This window comes from Pectobacterium zantedeschiae (assembly GCF_004137795.1).
Lineage (GTDB): Bacteria > Pseudomonadota > Gammaproteobacteria > Enterobacterales > Enterobacteriaceae > Pectobacterium > Pectobacterium zantedeschiae.
Map to the genome: position 1 here is coordinate 1685051 of NZ_NWTM01000001.1, position 14365 is coordinate 1699415.

Annotated in this window: 19 protein-coding genes; all 19 read right to left on the reverse strand. The window is 52.6% G+C overall.

Annotated elements, in window-relative coordinates; translation table 11 throughout:
* Nucleotides 1-22: 22 nt before the first annotated feature.
* The 19 genes from CLR69_RS07705 to CLR69_RS07795 all read right to left on the reverse strand — a co-directional run bounded on the left by CLR69_RS07705 (nucleotide 23) and on the right by CLR69_RS07795 (nucleotide 14342).
* Nucleotides 23-604, reverse strand: coding sequence for a phage baseplate assembly protein V (locus CLR69_RS07705; RefSeq protein ID WP_129713171.1), 582 nt, complete (start codon nucleotides 602-604; stop codon nucleotides 23-25).
* Complete coding sequence (locus tag CLR69_RS07710) at nucleotides 601-1761, reverse strand: phage late control D family protein (RefSeq protein WP_129713172.1); 1161 nt, start codon at nucleotides 1759-1761, stop codon at nucleotides 601-603. Before CLR69_RS07710 ends, CLR69_RS07705 begins: the two co-directional genes overlap by 4 nt.
* On the reverse strand, nucleotides 1749-1961 hold the full coding sequence (locus tag CLR69_RS07715; protein ID WP_129704224.1) for a tail protein X: 213 nt from the start codon (nucleotides 1959-1961) through the stop codon (nucleotides 1749-1751). Before CLR69_RS07715 ends, CLR69_RS07710 begins: the two co-directional genes overlap by 13 nt.
* Nucleotides 1951-2880, reverse strand: a complete 930-nt coding sequence (locus tag CLR69_RS07720; protein WP_129713173.1) for a phage tail protein — start codon at nucleotides 2878-2880, stop codon at nucleotides 1951-1953. Before CLR69_RS07720 ends, CLR69_RS07715 begins: the two co-directional genes overlap by 11 nt.
* Complete coding sequence (locus CLR69_RS07725; protein ID WP_129713372.1) at nucleotides 2880-5369, reverse strand: phage tail tape measure protein; 2490 nt, start codon at nucleotides 5367-5369, stop codon at nucleotides 2880-2882. The genes CLR69_RS07720 and CLR69_RS07725 overlap by 1 nt, the downstream gene beginning before the upstream one ends.
* Nucleotides 5370-5589: 220 nt before the next feature.
* Nucleotides 5590-5733, reverse strand: coding sequence for a GpE family phage tail protein (locus CLR69_RS23355; protein WP_129713373.1), 144 nt, complete (start codon nucleotides 5731-5733; stop codon nucleotides 5590-5592).
* Nucleotides 5678-5998 (reverse strand): phage tail assembly protein, encoded by a 321-nt coding sequence (locus tag CLR69_RS07735; RefSeq protein WP_129713174.1) that lies wholly within the window; start codon nucleotides 5996-5998, stop codon nucleotides 5678-5680. Before CLR69_RS07735 ends, CLR69_RS23355 begins: the two co-directional genes overlap by 56 nt.
* Before the next feature lie 128 nt (nucleotides 5999-6126).
* Nucleotides 6127-6420, reverse strand: coding sequence for a 2Fe-2S iron-sulfur cluster-binding protein (locus tag CLR69_RS07740; RefSeq protein ID WP_129713175.1), 294 nt, complete (start codon nucleotides 6418-6420; stop codon nucleotides 6127-6129).
* A gap of 56 nt (nucleotides 6421-6476) precedes the next feature.
* Entirely contained in the window at nucleotides 6477-7001 is a 525-nt protein-coding gene (locus tag CLR69_RS07745; RefSeq protein WP_005972713.1) for a phage major tail tube protein, read from the reverse strand.
* A complete protein-coding gene (locus CLR69_RS07750; RefSeq protein WP_129704216.1) occupies nucleotides 7001-8428 on the reverse strand; it encodes a phage tail sheath subtilisin-like domain-containing protein in 1428 nt (475 codons plus the stop codon). The genes CLR69_RS07745 and CLR69_RS07750 overlap by 1 nt, the downstream gene beginning before the upstream one ends.
* Nucleotides 8418-8615: a hypothetical protein gene (locus tag CLR69_RS07755; RefSeq protein WP_129704214.1), complete on the reverse strand. Its 198-nt coding sequence runs from the start codon at nucleotides 8613-8615 to the stop codon at nucleotides 8418-8420. The genes CLR69_RS07750 and CLR69_RS07755 overlap by 11 nt, the downstream gene beginning before the upstream one ends.
* Nucleotides 8612-9079 carry a Gp37 family protein gene (locus tag CLR69_RS07760; RefSeq protein WP_129713176.1) on the reverse strand — a complete coding sequence of 156 codons (468 nt, stop codon included), beginning with the start codon at nucleotides 9077-9079 and terminating at the stop codon, nucleotides 8612-8614. The genes CLR69_RS07755 and CLR69_RS07760 overlap by 4 nt, the downstream gene beginning before the upstream one ends.
* Before the next feature lie 245 nt (nucleotides 9080-9324).
* Entirely contained in the window at nucleotides 9325-9636 is a 312-nt protein-coding gene (locus CLR69_RS07765) for a hypothetical protein (RefSeq protein WP_129704210.1), read from the reverse strand.
* On the reverse strand, nucleotides 9629-9958 hold the full coding sequence (locus CLR69_RS07770; protein ID WP_011094312.1) for a hypothetical protein: 330 nt from the start codon (nucleotides 9956-9958) through the stop codon (nucleotides 9629-9631). Before CLR69_RS07770 ends, CLR69_RS07765 begins: the two co-directional genes overlap by 8 nt.
* Nucleotides 9948-10622 carry a hypothetical protein gene (locus tag CLR69_RS07775; RefSeq protein ID WP_129713177.1) on the reverse strand — a complete coding sequence of 225 codons (675 nt, stop codon included), beginning with the start codon at nucleotides 10620-10622 and terminating at the stop codon, nucleotides 9948-9950. Before CLR69_RS07775 ends, CLR69_RS07770 begins: the two co-directional genes overlap by 11 nt.
* Entirely contained in the window at nucleotides 10612-11223 is a 612-nt protein-coding gene (locus CLR69_RS07780) for a transglycosylase SLT domain-containing protein (protein WP_129704206.1), read from the reverse strand. The genes CLR69_RS07775 and CLR69_RS07780 overlap by 11 nt, the downstream gene beginning before the upstream one ends.
* 1 nt (nucleotide 11224) lies before the next feature.
* Nucleotides 11225-11554, reverse strand: a complete 330-nt coding sequence (locus CLR69_RS07785) for a putative holin (RefSeq protein ID WP_129704204.1) — start codon at nucleotides 11552-11554, stop codon at nucleotides 11225-11227.
* Between the two features lie 110 nt (nucleotides 11555-11664).
* Nucleotides 11665-13011 (reverse strand): TolC family outer membrane protein, encoded by a 1347-nt coding sequence (locus CLR69_RS07790; protein ID WP_129713178.1) that lies wholly within the window; start codon nucleotides 13009-13011, stop codon nucleotides 11665-11667.
* Between the two features lie 2 nt (nucleotides 13012-13013).
* Nucleotides 13014-14342, reverse strand: coding sequence for an HlyD family type I secretion periplasmic adaptor subunit (locus CLR69_RS07795; RefSeq protein WP_129713179.1), 1329 nt, complete (start codon nucleotides 14340-14342; stop codon nucleotides 13014-13016).
* Nucleotides 14343-14365 lie beyond the last annotated feature (23 nt).

The following is a 14365-nucleotide window of genomic DNA, read 5'->3' on the forward strand; positions in this document are numbered from 1 at the left end:
TTAAATCGGTTTAGAGAAAGCGTTAGTGCGAGTGGTGATTGGAATTGCCACCAGCGTCCATGACACTACCGCTGGCGCTAACGTTGCCAGAAACGCTAACATCACCGCTGAAACCGGCACCGCCGGAACCGGACATCCCGCTCTCGTAGGTGAGTTGACCTTGCACCAGAAGTTTGCCAGTCACCGTCGTCTCTGGTGCATTGATAGTGACACGCGGAGCATTAACCACCACGTCAGTACCGCTGCTAATCGCAATATGCTGCACACCTCCGTTGATCGTTAACGTATGCGTTCGGCGATCGTATTCAATATGCGCACCGTCAGCGAACGTTACCGCCCTTTTGTCCTTATCTGCCAGCGTTGGCACATCAGCAGCGGAGTAAATCGCCCCTAGCACCAGGCCATCCTCGCCGTTGCCGTCCAGCAGAACTTCGACCTGTTCGCCAATATCCGGCAACCAGTAATCCTTATTATTCTGTGTATTGCGCTGTAATACCGGCAGCCAGGCCGTACGCAGATTGTCACACTCTGGTAGACGAACGCGCACCATCACGCGAACCTCATCCACCGCGCTTATCGTGCCAATTCGACGAGATAAACTCATGGAAGCACCTCCTTTTTACTCTTGACCGTCCGCGTTGTTGAACTGCCATCCGGGTGATAAGTCACCAGTGTTTTTCCGCTGTCCGACTTGCGCTTGCCCGCCGTAATCGGCCCACGCGTGACACCAATCTCTGTCGTGTAGCCACTACCACGCTCCAGAACGTGTCGAGCCGATTCGATCAGCCACTGGCCGGAAAGTTGGCCGAACGTCACCAGCTCTATTTTATTGCCCGCCGCCAACTGCGGGCTGCCCATCAGCGTCATCGACCCTGATTGTTGTTTTTCGTTGTGCGCATCCAACGCGGCATCCGTTTTCATCCTCGCGCCAGAGGCATCCGCCGCGCGCGCGTTAACTTTCAACGTATCCGCACTGGTCGCCACACCAGCCGACTTCATTTCGTTTTTCACTCCCCCATCGGCTTCATAAACCATCAGTTTTTTTTCACTCCCTTTCTGATATTTCGTCTTAGCCTTTTTGTAGACATGGCTGATCGTGTCGCGCAGTGAAAAACGCGCAACGTCCGTTGGCTTAATTTGTCTAACAGGTGCCAGACTACGCAGCGTTGCCAGATGGGAAAAAATCAGTTGGTCGTTGACCACTTTCACGGCATAGCCATATTCGCTGGCAAGCCGCTTTAGAAACGCGACATCGGTTTCCGCATATTGTGTCACACGATCGATTTTGATGATCTGAATCGTCCCCACCAACATCAACTGATGCTTTTTCGCGATGCGCGTCGCAATAGCGGCTAACGTTGTTTCTTCAAAACCGCGATTTGATTTGGTTCGCAGCGCTCGATTAACCGATGTAGCCACACCACAAATCATCACTTGGCTAGGCGGTGCACTCACCTCAATCTCATCAATTGAGAACGTACCGCAGTCAAACAGCATTTCGCCGAGATAGCCTAGCTTGAGCGACAGCGTGTCACCCGTACCGGGATACCACTTATCTATCCAGCGACCATCGGTATCATCGAGCCGGATCTCAATTGAATCCGATTCATTCTTGATGCTGTCGGTATACGTTACGCTGGTGACATACGGCGCGATATCATTGGTGATGTCTTTTTGCTGATACCACAGGGTGAACGCTGGTTGCAGCACTTCCGACACCGCAGGAGAGAGCAAGGTTAATTCTTCCGTTAACGCAGCCATGGTGGGGTGTCCTCCGCGCTGTTGGCCTCTGCCTGTTCAATAATCGGAATCAGCATCACCAGGCCTGATGGCAACAGTGGCACAATAGGGACATGCGGGTTCGCGGCAATGATACGCGGATAACCGAGCGGATCGCCGTAATACCGATAGGATAAGGTATCCCAGCGTTCGCCCTGTGTGGTGATATGTTCAAGGTGCATATTGTTTAACCCTCTTCACGATTTCCGCCGTCAGTTTGCTTAGCGCAGGTTCAGCGCCTTTAAACGTGTCGCTAGCGGCATCAACATGTTTACTGATGGCTTCCAGCTTCTCGATAACGTTTTTGCTGTCGACACCCTGCAACAAGGTGGCAACTTGCTTGACCTGTTTCAGCATTTCATTCGCTGCTTTATTGACTGCTGTAATTTCAGGCATCATCTTCTCTGCCTGAACGGCTGCATCAGAAATGGCTTCCGCTGCTTTTTTAAACGCCGGCTCCACCTCGCTTAACGGGGTCAATACATTCCCGACTTGCGTAAGTAGCCCAGGAATTTGCAACAGCGCAGTTTCGGGATTTTTCTTCATCCGTTTTACAATCTGAACGGTGGTTTTCACCGCCTTAAAGGCCGATTGTGCCTTCTTGGCATACGTGACGGCCGTACGTAACGAAGTCGCAAAGTCACTTACCTTATCGACCACCTTGGTGATCGCGCTGACGTTGGGCACAGGTGTCTGTATCGCAGGCGGTTTAAGCGGATTCTTCGGATCGCCAATATATTCGCGCAACGTCAGCTCCGCATTCATGGCCAATACGTTGCCTTTCGAGTCGGTATGTTGGCTGGTCGAGGTCAATGCGGTAATCACAAACCAGCCGCGATAATCCCCATTACCAAAGACCAACGCCATCGCCTGATGCGCCCGCATCGCCTCATTCAACCGCTTCAACTCCGTATCCGGCGTGCAGTACTGCTTGTGGAACACCAAGCTAATACGAATTTCATCCAGCTTCGCGCCGATGAATTGCAGACCGGGTTTACCTTCAATGCGGCTATGCTCGGCGTAATCTGCCCCGAATGAGGTATTAAAACCGTCCCAGTAGGCGGTCACTTTAAATTCAATATTTCCTAATACTGCAAACATCAGGCGTACCCCCTGCGCTCACGCTGAACGAGCAGCTTGTTCAACATATTTTCCAGTTCATTCATGCTAAGCGTCAGCGTCTTCGTCATTTCGGGCGTTGGCGCGGCCTTCTGACCGTTGAGATAAATGGTGGGAGAGAAGGCAACCTGAACACGCTCGGGAGAAGCCGCACTAGTGAGCTTGCTTTTCGTTCCGCCAGCAGGAAGCGTCATTGCAATACGTTCTTGCGGGGTTGGCACTGAGCCATCAGTCTTAGATGACTCAATACGAGGTGTTGGTTGTAGCGATAGCACAGATACCGGCGTGGGTTGCAGAGCTGGCGGATTTATAACACTGGCAGCCACAGATTGACCGTTAGCGTCGATAGATACCGTTTTCGAGCCGATACCCAGAAAGTCTTTAACGCTATCGGGAATAAATTCGTCGATCGTTTTCAGGACACTTTTTAGCTCGGGGAAGTAACTGACCAGCCCCTTAACCAAGGAGTCAATAATCACGCCACCGAGCTCACTTAGACTGCCGGGAAGCTGAATGCCTAATTCGCTGACGGTATCAGCGAAGATGGAATACAGCACGCCGTAGGGTGACCAATCGAGCAGTAAAGCGGTAATACCCACTACACCACCGGATACCGCATTATTGAGTGCTTCCAGACCCGCATCGAAAGCATTGCCAATTTTTGAACCGAGATCTTTGAAAAATGCAGCGATTGGGTCAAAATAGTAGTAAATCAAAGCAACTACCCCCACAATCGCGGTAATTATCCAACCAACTGGTGTTGTCAGCAGCAAACGCCCCAGCACTAATACGGCTCGACCTGCCATCATCAAACCACTGCGTAATACGCCGCCAAACATACGTGCTAATGTTCCGGCTCCGCCTACCAGCCAGTTCAGAGCAGCCCCAACACCTTGCAATACCCCTGTCGTTCTTAATCCTGCATTAAACAGCAGCCAGCCACGTTGAAGCTGTAAAATTCCGCTCCAAACGCTCTGCAAAGGCGATAGCAATGTGGTAATCCCCAGTTTTGCACCGCTCAATACCATTCTGAACGCGAAGAAACCGGCAACGGCCATCACAATTCCGCGAACCAATTCAGGGTTCGCTGCCGTCCATGTCACCAGTTGATCCAGAATAGGGATCAGTGCATCGCTCAGAGAAACCAATACCGGCGTCAGTGCTTCGCCTACATTGAGCGCAATATTCAGCAGCGACGTTGTCATTCGATTCCAACGCGCGGTCAGCGTGTCATTTTGTCGGGCAAAGTCTAGACCCAGCGTTTGCGTGGCAGCCGGGCTATTCATCACCTGCTGGTTAGATTGATAGCTCTGCCAGTTCTGTTTCATCGACATCGCATGATTTACCGCTTCCGGCGTACGGAATACCTCCTGCAGCCCGTAGCGCTGCATTAAACTTTGCTGTGCGTCTACGTTGCCCGCTTTACTGGCTTTATCCCACAGTTGCTGGAATTGACTGCCTTTGCTGTCGATAAGTTCGTTACTAATCTGAACCGCAGCGTCGTACTGTGAATACCCACCTTTCATATAGCTTTTGAGTGATGCGTTATAATCTACGCCCGCATTGTAGTAACTGTCGGCAATGTCCGTTCGCCCCACAGCATTCATGAAACTCCCCAGCCGCGCAGCCGTGTTCGCTTCCGTATCCGCACCTTTCGTGGCGCTCAGGCTGGAAACCAATTGACTTAACGCCTGATTGCCCGTCTCCCCCATCGCCGCAAATCCTGGAGCCAGCGCAGTCGCGTATTGCGTCATCGACGCCATGGAGAACCCCTGTTTCGTGCCTGACAGCATGCGGGAGAAGGATTCCTCCAGCGCTTTCACACCTTTCAGGTTAAACACACCATCCAACGTGGCCGAAAGTGCAGTGAGATCGGACATCGCCGCGCCAGAGGCCGTTGACGTTTTTCCCAGCACCGCAGCAACGTCTGTTGCCTGATCTGGCGACATGCCTTGCGCAAGCAACTGTCTGGTACTCCCGAGCAACGCATCCGGCGTTTGGTTCACCTGTTGAGAAGATTGACGCAGGCGCTGCCCCATCAATTTTTCTTGCTCGCTCGATATCCCATGAGCAACGCTGATGCTGCGTAACTGCGCCTCAAATGACGCATAACGTGTGACTGACGCCACTATCGGCTTCATGACAGAACTAAACTGCTCACGCTTAGCCTGAAAATCACCAGCGAGTTCATCGCGACGGCTGTGTAGTATTTCCTGACGTGACTGGCTACGCGCCAGCCGTTCCTGATTGGTTTCTAGTTCACGTAGCGACTGGCTCAGCCGTGACGTCGCCTGTGTGCTGCGCGATATCGCCTGCGAGCTGATGATGCCAAAACGTTCAAGCGACTGATTAAACTGCCGCTGCCGCTCTTGCGCCTGTTGGAGGCTATCATTAAGTGACAGCAGCGATTTTTTTGTGTCATCCAGCGTGGCGCCAAACGCCCTGCCCAGCATGACACCGTTTAAAAGCATATCCACGGTTCACTCTCATTCAGAAAAGCCCCTTGCGGGGCGGATCGGAGACGGCGGCTCGCGCCGCTCCCGTTTGATTTCCCCATCACAAACCGGGGATAAGACGAGGAAGGACGGGTGATAAGCGAGAGAAGAGACAGGTGGTGAGGGAGCAAAACGGCCAGCGTCCTGTCGCTGGCCGGGGTAGGATAGATGGTGGCCTAATTAATCCTGTCAGTAATCAGTCTTCCTCACCGTTCTCACGTTTTATCTGCTCACTGGCCTCATCCAGCCAGCGTTCAAAGTCGTCCAGTTCCAGTGAATCAATCTCACTCGGCTGAAAGCGAAACCACCTCGCCAGCAGAGCTTGCGCTTTCCACAGCAGCGCTGGCTGCGTTATCCAACCCAAGTAACTGTTGAAATCGTTTTTGCAGCGCCATGTAGTCCTGCGCGTCCATCTCATCGATGTCTTCCGGCACCAGACCGGTCATGCGCGACAGCAGTGCGTCATCCCAGTTGCTTGGATCATCGCTGATTTTTTTCACCGCTTTGATGTCTTTGACTTTCAGACGCTTGAGTGAAATGGAGTCCACTCGTTGGCCGGCAGAGGTGGTGTAAGGGAATTGCAGAGAATAGGTTTCAGTATGCATAACGGCTCCTTAGTAAATGTCGGGAGCAGTATCGCGTGCGGCGAGGAATAACGATTTTAAAGTGAATTAGAAAACGAAACTGGTGGGTGTAAAAAAGGGGCCGAAGCCCCTTGTTCGCTGAGTAAGAATTAACGCAGCTCTTCTTCTGCATAGAAGCGAACAACGCAGTTGCTCAGAGGGTAAGACGTATCGGTCAGAAAGAATCCAGCCGCTTTCTGTTCATCACTTAAAAATGATCCATCGGTCTGATCTACCTGACCAGAAATCAGACGCGCTGCAGATGACCCATCCGCACCAGCACGACTGGAATACGGCAAATCGAAGCCCGCCTCTTCTCCTGCATCCAAAATGTAGACATCCTCACGGCACTGGAAATGAATATTATTTTCCAAGTCAATAATATCAAATACTTTTGCTGACATAGTCACCTCACTTATTGATAGAAATGCCCACCACACTGGCGGGCTTGAAAGATAAATTAACCGCCGATATTGGCGCGGTAACTGTTCAGTTGATCCACGCCGCCCACCATGAAGATGTTGGACATATAATCCAGCTCCAGCAGGTCTTCACCGTTCATCACCTGCTTGATGTAGGTGCAGTTGAATGCACTGCTGAAATCCGGGTTTTCGTGCTGCTTGAACGTGCCCAGCGGATTCTTTTTGAACATGATGGTCATGTACGTCACCAGCGGCACTTCTTCGATACGGCCTTGAGAACCATAGCGTTCCACGCTGGAGCGACACTGTAGCGCCAGCGACTGGTACGGATTCGCTGCTGCCAGCATCGCTTCGCGGTAGAAGGAGTTCCATTTGATCTCGCCTTCCAGCTTGTCGAAGCCCGCAGGCAGTTCGATCTTGCCGACCATACCCAGCGCCTTGTGCTCCTGCATAATCATGGAGACATCAGGCAGTTTGATTTCCTGGGCACGCCCCAACAGGTTGGTGCCGTTGATGTAGATGTTGGCGTTGGTAATACGGTTTACTTCAATTTTCCCGGCCATCAGTTAGTGCCCTCCAGCGTTACCAGGTATTCCGAGGTGATCTCCGTCTCAAAGGTCAGACGCTCAAGCGGTGGCGGCGGAGTGAATTTGTAGTTAAGCAACAGGTGCCCTGCCGCCAGTTCGGTTTGCTCATTACGTGCAGCATCAAACCAGCATTTGAAGCCCAGCAGTGCGCCGTCACCTATCAGCTTGCGACCGTAGGCGTTGACGGACTCCACCAGCGCATCGATCAGCGCCTGGTTGATCGGCATATCGATATACTGCTGGCTGAAATAGCGGATAGACTCGTTAATCACATCGCCAGTACGACGCACGTTTTCGAAGTTCTTCATGTGCGTTACGGTTGGCCAGGCCGCGGTGCGGTTGCCCCACAGACGCAGGCCGGAACCGTAGCTGTTGAAGATGGTGCTGATGCCTTGCTCGTTCAGCAGGTTCACTTCACTCTGCGGATCGTCGATCATCGCGGACAACTGGCGTTCTACGCCGGTGATCCCTTTGATTTCCTGATTAGATGACGACCACCAGAAACCTTTCTCCAGATCGACTTTGGCACGCAAGCCAGCGGCTCGCGCCGACAGCGGTTCCAGACGTTCACTGTTAGTTTCCGCGTCATACACTTTTACGTGCGGGTAGCACAAACGAGCGCGCTCGGAGCTGGTGTTGAAATTGATCGTGCCTTCCGGGCCACGGCCGCTCAGCGCCTGCGCAAAGGTAGTACCGATTGGCGCATCGATATAGGCAATAGCGCCCAGTTTGTCTGCCAGCGAGATCAGTTCAGTCGTTACGCTGTTTTGCGTACAGAACACTGGAGAAATCAGAATCTTGGCGAAGAAGCCGTACAGGTTATAGGTATCGTTCAGCAGCTTCATACCGGTACGCTTGCCCGCGGCGTTGATGCTGCCGATGATGTCGGCGGCAGTCACTTTCGTCACATCAGCAAACTCATAAGACGCGCTGACCACTGCGGAGACATCAATGTTTTTACCCAGGTTTTTCAGGACGCCGGTTTGCGCATCCAGCGTATAATCCTGACCTTCCACAAACGGCTCGCCGCCTTCTGCCGCCGTCAGCACCAGTTTGGCGATCACGCGGTTAGCCAGTTGCGCCGTACTGGTCGCTTTATCAAACGTGACTTTTTCCGCGCTCACAGAAGATTTGTGCTTCGCCGGATCCAGCACGTTGATCACCAGAACTGTACCTGCACCATGATCGTAAATCGCATCCAGCGCCTGTGGGATGGTATAGCCACCGAACTGGCTACCAAACTGCGCCGCGTCTTTTTCGGACAGGCACAGCGTAACGTCATTTACCGCACCCTGTGGTGCTGTACCAATCAACCCAATTACCGCAGATTTGACGGTCTTCACCGGACGAGCACCGGTTTCAACTTCAATCGTTTCTACACCGTGTAAATAATTAGCGGCCAAGGGTCACCTCCGTTGCGCTATCAGCCAGACTCTGACCTGCGACGGGCAGCAAATAGCCCAGCGCGATCAGCGTTTTCACGTACTCATGATCTGCTGGCAGCTCAGTCACCTGAGCAGGCCAAAGCAGAATTTCTTGACCATCTGCCAACGTGACGCCGCTGGCGGGGCCGGTATAGCGGTATTTCATGCGTCTTTCTCCTCATAATTAACCGTGGTAAGCAGCGGACCATCCGTCTGCTCGCGGTCTTCGATAAAAAGGGTTTCAGTGGTGCAATCGATGGCGTAATGCCAACGACCTTCGGTGTAACCAACGTAGCGGTCGCGCACTAACCGGATACCGCGATGACAATCAGGCAGTCGGTATCCTCCCAGCGCCTGACGAATCGTATCGAGCGTGGCCAACACGCCGTCTTCGCCATCCAGTTCCGCCAGCAGCACGGCAACCATCAACTGAGGTCGCTGCGTCTGAACCGGAGAATCCACATCTTCTGGTGCAGAAAATTCGGATCCGCGATATCCCACCAGCACATCGCCAGGTGTCAGGAGATCTGGACTGATCAGAATATTTTCTGGACAGGAGGCGATCCGCCGTGCAGGTAAGTACTGCTGGAGGCGGGCTATCACCGCATCGATAATTGGTTTGGTATTCATATCCGTTCACCCGCTGTATTGATGGCGTACTGCTTTGATGGCGCTAGTATCCGGGTAATGACTGGCTGCGGCTTTTAATCTGTTTTAGAAAAAAACAGCGATATGATTTATTGATAAAAAACGTCTAATCCAATGAAATATAAAAATTATTTTGATAAAAAAAACGCCAACACAATCGTGTTGGCGCAGAGGAGTATGACGACACTGCTAAAGAGAGAATGCAGGGGAGAAACCAACGTTACGAGTTATCGATCCCAGTATTTTTCCGGCCGGGCGATGCCAACCATGCAGTCAACCGCATATTCGACAACGTCCACTCCCAGGCGGGTGAGATTCGCCAGCCAGACCCCCTCCACCTGTTTGGTCAACACCGCCATCTTGCGATCGGCCAGATAATCCAAAGCCTGACGCAGTTCCGGTTCAGAAGCATCGGCATACAGCCGTTGCATCACGGCCAATAAAAACATTTCATTCGCGGTATAAGGACGTGTTTTATTTAATGCAATGAGCAAATGCCAACGCATCGATTCCTGTCGGATACACTGCGAATCAGCCATGATGTCCTCCCGAATACCGCTGTTGCACTAACTCCAGTTTGTTATAAAGTGCATCCAGTTTGGCTTCTATTACCGTCTGACCACGGATGTAATCCTCACGTCGCACATAAATCAGCGGTAAATCGGCGCGAAACTCCAGAAACTCACGTTCCAGTCGCGTCCACCCCTGTTCGCTCTTCTGTCGTGCATTTTCCAGGGCGGCAAAACGCTCGTTCAGCCGCTTTTCAATCTGGGTGAGTAGAATCCGCCCGGCGGCAAACAAGAAGCTCATAAACGACAGCAGCAGGCCGACCAGCGACCAAAACTCTACTTCAATCTTCACGTGTTACCTCCCTTGCCTGTTGTAATGCTTCGATGTAATCCAGCAGCGCATTAACCTGCGCACTCAGCGCCTGATAGCGCTCTCCGTTGTCGCTGATGTTGGCGAGGATATCGCGCTGGGAGACACCTGAAGGCTGTAATTCGGCATCAGCGGTTGCGCTGAAACCGGGCGCTGTGCCAGCGTGGCGGGCAAAGGTGGTAATGTCTGAGGCACCATCGGCGGACAAACCGAAAGCGGCGTTGTAGTACTGCACGAAGCCACGAGTAAACACGCACTGCACAGGCTGAACCTTGCCTTTTTCGTCAATGTATTGCTGAGTAACATGGTCGATTTTCCTTTGCAGAGCGGCGTTATCTGCCGCCAGTTTTTGACGCGCTGCCACATAGCGCTGTTCGAGTTGATTCCCACGCTCAACCTGCTGTTGGTATTGCTCCGCCGCCGCACGTAATAGCTGATTTTGGGTTTCGGCCTGCTGTTGCTGTAGCAAATTGAATGCAGCCAACTGCTTTGCTGACGCAGCCTCCCCCAGTGCCTGCGCCAATTGGTAACCCTGATTACGGCCGGTTAAATAGACTACAAGTAGCAGCACAACGGTAAGCAGGACAGCGACTACACGCGGCGAAAGAAAGGATTTCAGGCTAGTAATAAACAGACTATTCCACACAGCTCGCCCTCCCCCAGCCCAAGTAACGTGGTGCCAGTTGATGCAAGATGCGATCGGGATAATGGCGGTTCTCTCGCCAGTTGGCGGTGCTGCGTCCAGCATTGACGGTTTCCACATGGTCGAACCAGCGAAGTATGTCTTTGTCGGCGAGCTTCGCACGTTGCTTATCACGTTGTAACCAGCCAAGTCCGCCGTTGTAGGACGATAAAGTCATTGCCATGCGTTCACAGTCGTTACGGGCGCTGATTCGCGTCCATAACCAGCGATCGTAACCCGTCAGCGCACGGATAGCCCAAGCGGGGTTAAACGGCTGATTGGCTCGAAGCTCAGGAACAATACCGCTGAACCAGTCGGCTGTTGTCGGCATAAACTGCGCCAACCCCTGAGCCCCGACGGGCGAGACTGCCCGTGGATTCCAGCCGCTTTCCTGATGCAACTGTGCCGCAAAATCAGCAATCGGGGCATTCATCCCCCAATCCAGCCGTGCGCTACGAATCACATCACTGCGGTACGCCTGAGCGGCACGAGGGATGGTGTCTGCAAAGACCGTAGCGCTAAAAAGCATGGGGCTAAAAAGCAGCGTGATAAGAATATGTCGCATATCACAGCCCCATCGCTACGCCGATGCAAACAGCTGACACAATCAGCGCTCGTCGTAACATTGCTGCGGCAAATACCGTGTGGTGACCGTCCCGAACAGGAAAACGTCCACGCGGCACAGGTTCATCACCTTGTTCAAGGAATAAACCGGGGCGCGCTTTAGGAAACAGAGAACGATCCAGCCAATAGCCTAATACGGCCGCGAGTGAGATAAGCGAGAGCTTATAGACAGTGACGGGAAGCTGTTGTGGTGAGATCAGCCCGATAACAGCAAAGAGACAAGCCGATGTCACAATCCAGCCGGTAAGACGCGGTTTTTTGATTTTTTTCACGATAAAGCCTCCTGATAAGAATGGAGGCTATTATGCAAAACAGTGAGATTTGATGATTTTAAAGGAGTTTAAGTATGACTGAAGCGCAATATCCTACAGAATTGAACTATTTAAAATGAGGGCTGGCCAGCAGGCTGAAACCAGGCCGCCAGTTCCAGAATATCTTTCTCATTCAGCGTACCAGCCGTATAGCGCAGTAAGAGCCATGCCTGCAACCAGCTATATTTCGCTTCTGCCAGCTCTCGTCGGGCGTTGTACCAGTCTTGCTCGGCTAGCAAAATATCCAGATTAATACGTTCTCCACCCGCAACACTCAACCGTGTTGCTTTGACGGCTTCTTGCGCCGACGAGGCCGTCATTTGCCAGGCCTTAATTTTCGCCGATCCGTTACTGTACAAGTTGTAGTATTTTTTCAATTCCGCCAGCGTTTGCTTGGTTTGATCGTCCAGCTCAGCCTGACTTTGCTGGTATTCCGCCGCCGCCTGCCGCATGGATGCAGAAACGGAGCCACCGGAATAAAGCGGGACATTTAACTGTAAACCGACGCTTTGTGTGTCGTATTTTTGGTTGTAGTTATATTCGCTCTCGGAACGGCTATTACGCGACGATGCCACCAGTGACAGCGTGGGTAAATGCCCAGCGCGGCTGCGTTCGATTTCATAGCGGCTAACCGCCAACCCCTCACGCTGCGTCGCCAGTTTAGCATTGTGCTGCACCGCAAGATCGCGCCACTGTGCCAGCGTTTGCTTGACTGATTCCGTAGACGGAAGTTGTGTAAGCATCAGAGGATACAGCTCTGTAATATCCAGCGCCGTGCCCGTCATATTCTCCAGATCGGTGATCGCAGAATCCAGATTATCCTGCTGCTCAATGCGCTGCGCTTCAATCAGCGTAAAACGCGCTTCCGTTTCCCGCACATCCGTTAGCGTCCCTTCGCCTGCCAACAGAAGACGTTTATTCAGAGTCAACTGTTCCTGATAGGCCCGCTGCTGCGCATCGAGCAATTGCAGTTTTTCCTGCGCCAGCAGCGCACTGCTCCAGGCTTTATATAGCCGCACCATCAGATCCTGACTGCGATCGCGAAAACGCTGATCGGCCATCAACGTACGAGCAACACCCTGTTGATAACGTGCCCAGGCCGCATAATCCAGCAGTGGCTGGCGCAGCGATAGCGTTGATGTGTAGCTGTTGTAATCACGTTTTAGCGTGTTAGCGGTAAAACTATCCGTTTGGGTGACTTTAGAATGGCTGCGATTCGCGCTATATCCATACTGGAGATTGGGGAGCAAATTGGCACGCCCGATCGTCTCCTCTTCCAGTCCTGCCACGCGTTCAAAACCCGCTGCACGAAATTGTGCATCGTTACGCAGAGCCAATTCCCAGGCATCAAGCAGCCCTAATGCGTTAGCGCCCGAAGAAAGCAGCCCAAACAGCACGATTATCGTGATCCTTTGCATGATTACTCTTCCGTTAATGCCAGATGCAGGCGATCCATTAAAGGCTTAAATAGATAATTGACGAATGACCGTTCCCCGGTACGGACGAATCCTTGTACCGGCATACCGGGTTTAATCTCCAACCCTTCCAGCGCGCGTTTCCCCTCATCATCCACCTGAACGCGCAGACTGTAATAAGGTGAACCATCTCTATCATCCAATAGACGGTCAGCCGAGAGCAGCTCGACGGTTCCGGCCACACGCGGTGTCGTACTTTGATTAAACGCCACAAACTGAAGCTCGACGGGTAGCCCCGGCCAGACTTTATCAACCAATTCCACGGGAAGGCGCGCATCCACCTGTAAAGGCTGCTCGTCCGGCACGATCTCAAGAAGCGTCTGCCCCGGCGCAATCACACCACCTTCCGTGAACACTTTCAGCCCAACTACCGTACCCGAAACAGGAGCTCGCATCTGTATATTCGCCAGAGTGAAATCGGCTTTTTCCTTCTTGCTGCTCACATCACTCAATAGCGCCTGCACTTCCGCCAGCTCGCTGTTCACCTCTTTGTCATATTCTTGCTGGCGTTGTGCGATCAGCAGCGTTTGTTGCTCAATATCACGGCGGGTGCGATTAATGTCCCCCGCCAGTTGTGCGATATCGCCGTTGAGCTGCGCCAGCAGACGTTCGTTCTCCAGCATTTTGTTGCGCGGGACATAGTTTTCCGCCGCCAATGAACGTAACCCTTGTAGCTGTTGCTCTAACGTCTCACGCTGTTTCTGCTTACTGGACATGACCTGCCGCTGTGCACCAAGCGACGCTTCCATGCCTGCAATACTCGTGCGCATCCCTTCTGCCTCAAGCTTGAGCGACTGCTGACGACTGTGCAACAAATCACGCTGCAATGCCGTAATCACACTCATCTCCGACTTTTCCACTAGCGGTTTCAGGCGAGCCGTCATGACCATGTCATTCAGGCGCTGCTGCTCAGCAAGCAACCGACCTTCCCGCGCCACCAACTGTAAATACTGGCCATCCAGCCCTTCACTCGCCGAACGCGCATCAACCTCATTCAGCGTTAGCAGAATCTGACCAGCCTTAACCCTGTCGCCGTCTTTCACCTGAATTTTATCAACGATACCGCCCTGATTGTGCTGCACAACCTTGCGATTACCGGAGATCACGACACTGCCATTCACCATGACGCCTTTATCCAACGGCGCAAACAGCGCCCACAGGAGAAAGCCGCCAAATCCGGCAAGCACCAGCAACCACCCCAGACGCACGGCACGTTTCTCATCGTGCCGCGCTGTCTGGTTCATATTCTCTTCGCTTATTTCAGATGCGGACATGTCTTTCCCTGTTTTCTCTCATT

What these genes read in the sequence shown, in the direction of transcription:
- CLR69_RS07705 (WP_129713171.1), bottom strand. Translation starts at nt 604, where the DNA reads ATGAGTTTATCTCGTCGAATTGGCACGATAAGCGCGGTGGATGAGGTT.
- CLR69_RS07710 (WP_129713172.1), bottom strand. Translation starts at nt 1,761, where the DNA reads ATGGCTGCGTTAACGGAAGAATTAACCTTGCTCTCTCCTGCGGTGTCG.
- CLR69_RS07715 (WP_129704224.1), bottom strand. Translation starts at nt 1,961, where the DNA reads ATGCACCTTGAACATATCACCACACAGGGCGAACGCTGGGATACCTTA.
- CLR69_RS07720 (WP_129713173.1), bottom strand. Translation starts at nt 2,880, where the DNA reads ATGTTTGCAGTATTAGGAAATATTGAATTTAAAGTGACCGCCTACTGG.
- CLR69_RS07725 (WP_129713372.1), bottom strand. Translation starts at nt 5,369, where the DNA reads ATGCTTTTAAACGGTGTCATGCTGGGCAGGGCGTTTGGCGCCACGCTG.
- CLR69_RS07735 (WP_129713174.1), bottom strand. Translation starts at nt 5,998, where the DNA reads ATGCATACTGAAACCTATTCTCTGCAATTCCCTTACACCACCTCTGCC.
- CLR69_RS07740 (WP_129713175.1), bottom strand. Translation starts at nt 6,420, where the DNA reads ATGTCAGCAAAAGTATTTGATATTATTGACTTGGAAAATAATATTCAT.
- CLR69_RS07745 (WP_005972713.1), bottom strand. Translation starts at nt 7,001, where the DNA reads ATGGCCGGGAAAATTGAAGTAAACCGTATTACCAACGCCAACATCTAC.
- CLR69_RS07755 (WP_129704214.1), bottom strand. Translation starts at nt 8,615, where the DNA reads ATGAAATACCGCTATACCGGCCCCGCCAGCGGCGTCACGTTGGCAGAT.
- CLR69_RS07760 (WP_129713176.1), bottom strand. Translation starts at nt 9,079, where the DNA reads ATGAATACCAAACCAATTATCGATGCGGTGATAGCCCGCCTCCAGCAG.
- CLR69_RS07765 (WP_129704210.1), bottom strand. Translation starts at nt 9,636, where the DNA reads ATGGCTGATTCGCAGTGTATCCGACAGGAATCGATGCGTTGGCATTTG.
- CLR69_RS07780 (WP_129704206.1), bottom strand. Translation starts at nt 11,223, where the DNA reads ATGCGACATATTCTTATCACGCTGCTTTTTAGCCCCATGCTTTTTAGC.
- CLR69_RS07790 (WP_129713178.1), bottom strand. Translation starts at nt 13,011, where the DNA reads ATGCAAAGGATCACGATAATCGTGCTGTTTGGGCTGCTTTCTTCGGGC.
- CLR69_RS07795 (WP_129713179.1), bottom strand. Translation starts at nt 14,342, where the DNA reads ATGTCCGCATCTGAAATAAGCGAAGAGAATATGAACCAGACAGCGCGG.